The sequence below is a fragment of the Paraplanobispora takensis genome, assembly GCF_016863195.1.
GTDB lineage: Bacteria > Actinomycetota > Actinomycetes > Streptosporangiales > Streptosporangiaceae > Planobispora > Planobispora takensis.
Genome location: NZ_BOOK01000014.1, coordinates 293,511 through 301,255 on the forward strand (window position 1 = coordinate 293,511; position 7,745 = coordinate 301,255).

General features: G+C 70.6%; 2 protein-coding genes. One reads left to right on the plus strand and one right to left on the minus strand.

Features of this window, described 5'->3' with window-relative positions:
* Positions 1-168 precede the first annotated feature (168 nt).
* Positions 169-6,030 (minus strand): pullulanase-type alpha-1,6-glucosidase, encoded by a 5,862-nt coding sequence (pulA, locus tag Pta02_RS11620; RefSeq protein ID WP_203874742.1) that lies wholly within the window; start codon positions 6,028-6,030, stop codon positions 169-171.
* A 367-nt stretch (positions 6,031-6,397) separates the two neighbouring features.
* Here pulA and Pta02_RS11625 point away from each other — a divergent pair, with 367 nt between their 5' ends.
* A complete protein-coding gene (locus Pta02_RS11625) occupies positions 6,398-7,690 on the plus strand; it encodes an extracellular solute-binding protein (RefSeq protein ID WP_203874743.1) in 1,293 nt (430 codons plus the stop codon).
* Positions 7,691-7,745 lie beyond the last annotated feature (55 nt).

Consider the following 7,745-nt stretch of genomic DNA (forward strand, 5'->3'; position numbering starts at 1 on the left):
AGGAGCGATGGATGGGTTCCCGTGCCGGGCCGGGTGCTGCAACACCCGGCCCGGCGGCGTTCTCCGGACCGGTCGGGCCCGGATCCTGCCGGGGCCGTTCCCCGAGACGGCCCCGAGCCTGCTCGGACTTCCTGTGCCTGCCTTGTGACAGGACTGCCTTGTGACCGTCTAGGACTGCACGAAGACGGCGACCGTACGGGCCGGGACCGTCAGCGTGCCGGTGGCCGCCTCGAAGCGCGCCTGCTTCACGACGGGGTCGCCGCCGTCCGCCTGGACCGGATGGAGCGCCACCCGGCCGTCCTTGAGCGCGGGTACGGCCTGCGCCTGCTCCTGCGGGGTGGCGTTGAAGACGACCGTGACGGACTTCCACTTCGGGTCGATCCCGGAGGCGTCCAGGTGCATGGTCACCACGCCCGGGGTCTCCGCGCTCCCGCTCACCGGGAACGACAGCCGCTTCTGCGCCTCGGCCAGGGAGCCGAGCGCGAAGACGGGGGAGGAGGACCGGATCTTCAGCAGCTCGCCGTACCCGGTTCGGGCCGAGCCGATCGCGGCGCAGTCCGGCTTGAGCGCCGGGTCGGCGAGCAGCGGCTTGGCGTAGGGCCACTTGTCCTCGTTGTCGGCCTTGGGCGGCAGGCCCGCGCCGAAACCGTTGCCCTGGGCGCAGTCCCACAGCAGCCGGTTGAACCAGTCACCGGAGTCGAAGGAGTTGCGGTCCAGCGACTTGGAGCGCAGCCGCTCGCTGCCGGCGTGGACGAACGCGGTGCCCTGCGACAGCGCGGAGGCGGCCAGTGACAGCGACTGCATCCGCACCCGGTCGGCCATGGAGGTCGCCTGGGGCAGCTTGAAGGCCAGCGCGTCGAACAGCGTCTCGTTGTCGTGGGCGTCCACGTAGGTCACGGCCTCGCCGGGCGCGGCGGTGTAACCCGCCGGGGCGCCGTTGTAGTCGACCTCCGAGCCCTTGACCTCCTTGCCGGAGGAGGCGGTGAAGCGGTAGTCGCGCAGGTTCCCGGTCAGGCCGACCTTGATCAGGTCGTGGTAGCGCAGCAGCCGCGCCCGCTGCTGCTCCTCGGTGCCGTTGGCGGGCGAGCCGTTCGGGTCGCCGGCCAGGCCGGAGCCGAAGCCCTGCACCCGGGGGTCGGGGTCGAACGGGCCGCCGCCGCGCACCGCGTCGCGCAGCCGGTCGTTGAAGGTGCCGATCCCGGTCCCGGCCATGTTGAGCTGGGTGGCCTGCTCGAAGCGGGCGTCGTCGGCGACCTCGCCGAAGTTCCAGCCCTCGCCGTACAGGATGATCGACTTGCCGTCCACGCCGTCCCCGGCGAGGGTCAGCTCGTCCAGGGCCTTGCGCACGGCGACCATGTTCGCCTTGGGGTGGTGGCCCATCAGGTCGAACCGGAAGCCGTCGATCTTGTACTGCTTCGCCCAGGTGACGATGGAGTCGACGACCAGCTTGCCCATCATCGCGTGCTCGGGGGCGGTGTTGGCGCAGCAGGTGGAGGTGGCCACCGCGCCGTCGTCCAGCAGCCGGTGGTAGTAGCCGGGCACGATCCGGTCGAGCACCGAGGTCGGGTCCTGGCCGGCGGCGTGGGTGTGGTTGTAGACCACGTCCATGACCACCCGCAGGCCCGCGCCGTTCAGGCCCGAGACCATCTGCCGGAACTCCTTGATCCGGGCGGTTCCGTCCGGGTCGGAGGCGTAGGAGCCCTCCGGCACGGTGTAGTGCCGGGGGTCGTAGCCCCAGTTGAAGCCGTCCTCGGCCGCGACCTTGGACACGCACTCCTGCTGCCCGGCCGAGTCGGCGGGCAGGGCGGCCAGGTCGCAGTCCGGCTCGGTCCGGTCGGACCTGCGCTCGGGGATGGTGGCGATGTCGAAGACCGGCAGCAGGTGCACGTGGGTCAGGCCGTCGGCGGCCAGCGCGCGCAGCTCCTTCATCCCCGCGGAGTCACCGGTGAAGGCGGCGTAGGTGCCGCGCCGCTCGGCCGGGACCGTCGCGTCGGAGGCCGAGAAGTCGCGCACGTGCAGCTCGTAGACCGACGCCTTCTCCTGCGGAACCGCCTCGGGCTTGGCCAGGGAGGCCCAGCCCTCGGGCCGCAGCGACCGGTCGGACAGGTCCACGAGCTGGCTGCGGACCGAGTCGGCGGCCAGCGAGACGCTGTAGGGGTCGGTCACCTCGTTGGTGACGACCTTGCCCGCGGCGGGGGAGTAGACCGTGACCAGGAAGGTGTAGTAGCGGCCCTTCCAGGCCGGCAGCCCCCGCACCGACCAGACGCCGGTGGCGTCGTCGCGGCGCATCGCGTGCACGCTGCGGCTCTCGCCCGAGGCGTCGCGGTAGAGCGCCAGCTCCACCTTGCCCGCGGTCGGCGCCCAGACCGACAGGCGGGGCAGCGCGCCGGAGGCGTCCGGGCCGAGCCCGGCCGCGGCCGCCCCGGCGTAGACGTCGTCGAGCACGCCCGGGATCTGCACCCCGGTCGCGGTCAGCAGCGCGCCGGAGGCGTCCCGCTCGACGGCCACGACCTGGCCGCGCAGCGCCTCCTGCACCAGGTCGGCGTCACGCGGGTCCACCGTGAGCGCGGCGTGCCCGGCCAGGTGGGGCCACTCGGCCTTCTGCGCGTCGGTGAGCGCGCCCGGGTTCAGCCGGATGACCCGGTGGTCGCCGGTCAGGTCGCCCTTGGCGTAGGCGATGCCGCCCTTGGCGGAGAAGGCCAGCGTGTAGCGGAGCGTGGCCGAGGGCCGGACCTTCCAGGCGACGGTGCCACGGTCGATCCAGTGCGCGGCGGACTTGGTCAGGTCGGCGTCGGCTCCGCGCGCCGCGGCCTGCGGGAGCACGTGGCCCTCGGTGGCCGCGACCCGCCAGACCTCGTGGCCGTCGGCGGTCAGGTCCAGGGCCTGGTCGCCGGGCAGGTCCTTGTCGTCGCCCTTGTGGATGATGTAGCTCACGTTCTTCGCCCCCTCTTTCAGGGGGACGCGGAAGTAGAGCCCGAAGCCGTCCGTCCCCGCGGGCCGGAGCGGGCTCGCCCACTCGGTGGGGTCGGCCACGTCGCCCCACAGGTGCAGACCCCAGCCGTCATAGTTCCCGTCGGGCCGGTGGTAATGCAGGATCGCGACGTTCTCGGCGGCGGCGCGGGTCGGGTGGATCGTCGCCACCCCGGAGCCGACGTAGGCCTCCGGCTGGAGCGCCGGGGTGAAGGCCTGGTCGGGGCCGGGATCCTTGGTGTCGCCCTTGTGGATGATGTAGTTGACCGGGACGGAGGCGTCCTTGAGCGGGATCTTCCAGAACGCGCCGTAGGCGTCGGTGCCGTCCGGCTGCCGCGGCGCGGACCACTCGGTGGGCACCCCGTCGGCCAGGCCGTCGCCCCACAGGTGCAGGCCCCAGCCGTCGTAGGCCTTGTCCGGCCGGTTGTAGTGGACGGTCGCGTAGCCCTGGGCGGCGGCGCGGGAGGTGAAGGTGTCCGGCCTGCCCTCGGCCAGCCAGACCTCGCCGTTCTTGGCCGGGTTGACGATCCGGTCGCCGCCGTCCTTCTCGTCGCCCTTGTGGGCGATGATCCCGACGTTCGCCGCGCCCGGCTTCAGCTTGATCCAGGTGAAGCGGCCGTAGGCGTCCTCACCGGTCAGCGGCAGGGGCTCGGCCCAGTCGGTGGGGTTCTCGACGTCACCCCAGACGTGCAGGCCCCAGCCGCTGTAGGGATCAGACGCGGTGTCGGCGCGCTGGTAGTGCACGACGAGCCAGTCGCGCTTGACCGCGCCCGGCTCCTCGGGCTCCGGCTCGGCCCCGACGGTCGCCTCCGCGCCCGCCGAGGCGAAGCGGCCCGCGGAGTCCTTCACCACGGCCCTGTAGGAGACCTTGGTACCGGCCGCGATGCCCTTCAGGTCGTGGAAGACCCGGAAGGTACGGCTCTGGCCGGAGGTGTTGGGCGCGTCGTCGGTGCCCAGCACCCTCCAGCCGCCGTCGCCCACCTTGGCGGCGAAGGTCACCTGGTCGAAGCCGGTGCCCGGCACGGTCGCGGTGACCGGGATCCGGCCGTCCTCGGCGGTGCCCCTGATCTCGGCGCCCGGCAGGGCGATGGAGACGGCCGGGGCCGCCGCCGGCCTGGCGAGCTTGGCCGAGGCCTTGTAGACCACGGCCGACAGCGCCGGGACGGTCACCGCCAGCCTGGCGTCCGCGCCGGTGGTCGCCGACGCGGCGGCCTCGCCGTACACCCTGGTGAAGCCCGTGGACGGGGAGTAGGTCGGCACGCTCACGGTCGCGGCCTGCTCGGCGTTGTTGACCGCGACGACGTACTCGACCTGGGCGCGGGCGTCGATCCTGGAGAAGGCGTAGACGCCCCCGGAGGCCAGCCGCTCGATCTGCGCGCCGTCGGCCAGCGCCGGGTGCGCGTCGCGCAGCTTCGCCAGCGCGGAGATGCCCTGGTAGAGCGGGTGGGAGGGGGTGTAGTTGTCCCGCGCGTGGGTGGCCTCGGTGCCGATCAGATCGTCGGACAGGTAGCTCGCGGTCTTCGAGGCGAACATGGACTGGCGGGCGTCCTGGTCGCCGCCCTTACCCGTGAAGCCCTGCTCGTCCCCGTAGTAGACGACCGGCTGGCCGCGGGTGAGATACATCAGCTCGTGGGCGAGCAGGTCGCGCCGGAGCAGCTCGGCGTCGGGCGCGCCGGGGTTGTCCTGGCTGATGAAGCGGCCGATGCGGCCCATGTCGTGGTTGCCGAGGAAAGTCGGCAGGGAGGAGGCGTTGCCGTCGGCGTCGGTGTGGTAGTCGTCGGCGGCGAACAGCTGGGCCAGCCGGGAGCCGCCCGCCGTACCGCCGCTGAAAGACCTTGCAGCCTCCTGGAAGGGGAAGTCCAGGGTGGCGTTCATGGCACCGCGCGTGGAGTAGCGGCTGGTGAAGGCCGGGTCACCGGAGTAGACCTCGCCGAACATGAAGAAGCGCCTGTTGCCCTGCTGGGCCGCGTAACCGCGCAGCGCGGGGGAGAAGCGCTCCCAGAACTCCATGTTGACGTGCTTGGCGGTGTCGATCCGGAAGCCGTCGATGCCGGTCTCGCGCACCCAGGTCCGGTAGATGTCGATCATGCCCTTGACGACCTCGGGACGCTCGGTCCACAGGTCGTCGAGGCCGAAGAAGTCGCCGTACTCGGAGTTCTCCCCGCTGAAGGTGGAGTCGCCCCGGTTGTGGTACATCGTCGGGTCGTTGAGCCACCTGGGCGTCTTGACGTCCTTGGGGGCGACCGGCGTGTAGGGGAAGGACTCGGTCGTGACCTCGGGGAAGGTGTTCCCGCCGGCGTGGTCGCGGTCGTCGAAGGGGGTGCCGGAGGCGTCGACGTAGGGGTAGGCGCTCTTGGAGCGGTAGGAGTAGGTCTTCTCCGCGTAGTCGACCACGTCGGCCGTGTGGTTGGTGATGATGTCGAAGAAGACCTTCATCCCGCGCCTGTGGGCCTCCTTGACCAGCTTCTTCATCTGGGCGTTGGTGCCCAGGTGCGGGTCGATGCGGGTGAAGTCGGTGATCCAGTAACCGTGATAGCCGGCCGAGACGTTGTCGCCGGTGCCCTGCACCGGCCGGTTCTCGAACGCCGGGGTGATCCAGATCGCGGTGCTGCCGAGCTTCTGGACGTAGTCGAGCCGATCCAGCAGGCCCGCCAGGTCACCGCCCTGGTAGAAGCCCTTGTGGGCGGGGTCGAAGCCGGTGGCGAGCCGGTCGCCGGACAGCCCGCCCCGGTCGTTGCCGGGGTCGCCGTTGGCGAAGCGGTCGGTCATCGCGAAGTAGAAGCGCTCGCGGCTCAGGTCGGTGCGCAGCGCGTCACGGGCCAGGTCCCGGTCGGAGGGCTCGGCGGTACGGCTCAGCGGGGAGACCAGCGGCCGGGCCGTAGGGCCCGGGCCCGTGGCGGAGGCCGGGAGAACGGGCGTCGCGGGGGAGGCGGAGGACGGGGCCGCCGCGGCGGCGGGAGGGGCGAGGGCGGCGAGCGACGCGGTGACCAGCGTGACCGCTAACGCGGCGCCTGTCGGGACGGTCGTTCTCGCTCGCCGTGGGGGGAGGGGCCAGACCACCGGGGCCTCCACGGGGGTTGTTTCGGGGGTGTTGCCCGGAAGTTACTCATTGGACATGATCTATGCAATCCCTTACCGCAACTTTCTGAATCGTGACGGCGGTCGCCGCCACCGGGTGGACGCGAAAGCCCTGGTGGCAATGGTGCAGGTCCGGTCATAACAGGTCTGACCTGCGATTATGCTCAGAATCACCGACGGTGGCCGAGTTGTCGCAGTTCACGAGGTTGGATGCGTATGTAACAAGTTTGCAGACTCTTGCAGCAAGTTCTTCCAATGGGGTTCACTGCGGCGTAACGTCCGGCGTACTCCAACACCGGCCCGGCGGTTCTCGGGCCTGGGCCGGTTCCCTGAGCTATGAGGAGAAATCATGCGGCGAGCCTTCTCGGCCGCGACGATCGTCGCGGCCCTCGCCCTGGCGGTTTCCGCCTGTGGCGGCGGCGAGAGCGGTACGGCGGCCCCCGCCCAGTCCGCTCCGGCAGACCCGACCCAGATCAGCGGCGAGATCACCTGGTGGGACACCGTCCGGCCGGACAGTGAGGGCCCGACGTTCCAGGCGCTCATCAAGGAGTTCCAGGCCAAGTACCCGAAGATCAAGGTCAACTACGTCAACGTCCCCTCGGACCAGGCGCAGAACAAGTTCCAGACCGCGGCCCAGGCCGGCAGCGGCGCGCCCGACGTGATCCGCTCCGAGGTCGCCTGGACCTCGCAGTTCGCCTCGCTGGGCTACCTGCAGCCGCTGGACGGCACCCGCGCAGTCGAGAACGAGTCCGACTTCCTGGCCGGGCCGCTGAGCAGCACCAAGTACAACGGCAAGACCTACGCCGTGCCGCAGGTCACCGACACCCTGGCGCTGATCTACAACAAGAAGCTGCTCAAGGAGGCCGGCTGGGACAAGCCCCCGGCGAACGTCGAGGAGCTGAAGAAGGCCGCGCTCGACGTCAAGGAGAAGACCGGCGTCAACGGCCTGGCGCTCAACGTCGACGCCTACTTCCTGCTGCCGTTCATGTACGGCGAGGGCGGCGACATGCTCGACGTGCAGAACAAGAAGATCACCGTCAACTCCCCCGAGAACGTCAAGGCGATGGGCGTCGTCTCCGACCTGATCACCTCGGGCGCCGCGCCCAAGCCGGCCATCCAGGACAGCTACGCCAACGCGATGACCGCCCTCAAGGACGGCAAGGCCGCGATGATCTACAACGGCCCGTGGGCGCTGTCGGAGATCTACCAGGGCAAGGAGTTCAAGGACAAGGAGAACCTGGGCATCGCCCCGGTCCCGTCGGGCTCGGTCAAGGCCGGCGCTCCCACCGGCGGCTGGAACTACGCCATCTACGCCGGCTCCAAGAACATCGACGCCTCGTATGAGTTCATCCGCTTCATGAGCACCCCCGAGGCGCAGGCCAAGATCGCCAAGGAGATCAGCCTCCTGCCGACCCGCACCTCCGCCTACGACAACCCCGACGTCCAGGGCAACGCCGACGTCGCCGTCTTCAAGCCGATCATGGACACCGCGACCGCCCGGCCGTGGATCCCCGAGGGCGGCCAGCTCTTCCAGCCGCTGCTGGAGGGCTACCAGGCCCTGGTCGGCGGCAAGACGACCCCCGAGGAAATGCTCAAGACGGTCGACGAGAAGTACCGCGGCATCTTCAAGGACTGGAGCTGATCCGTGGCGACCTCCACTGGACGTGTGAGCGACACGACCAGGGACCGGGCCGCGG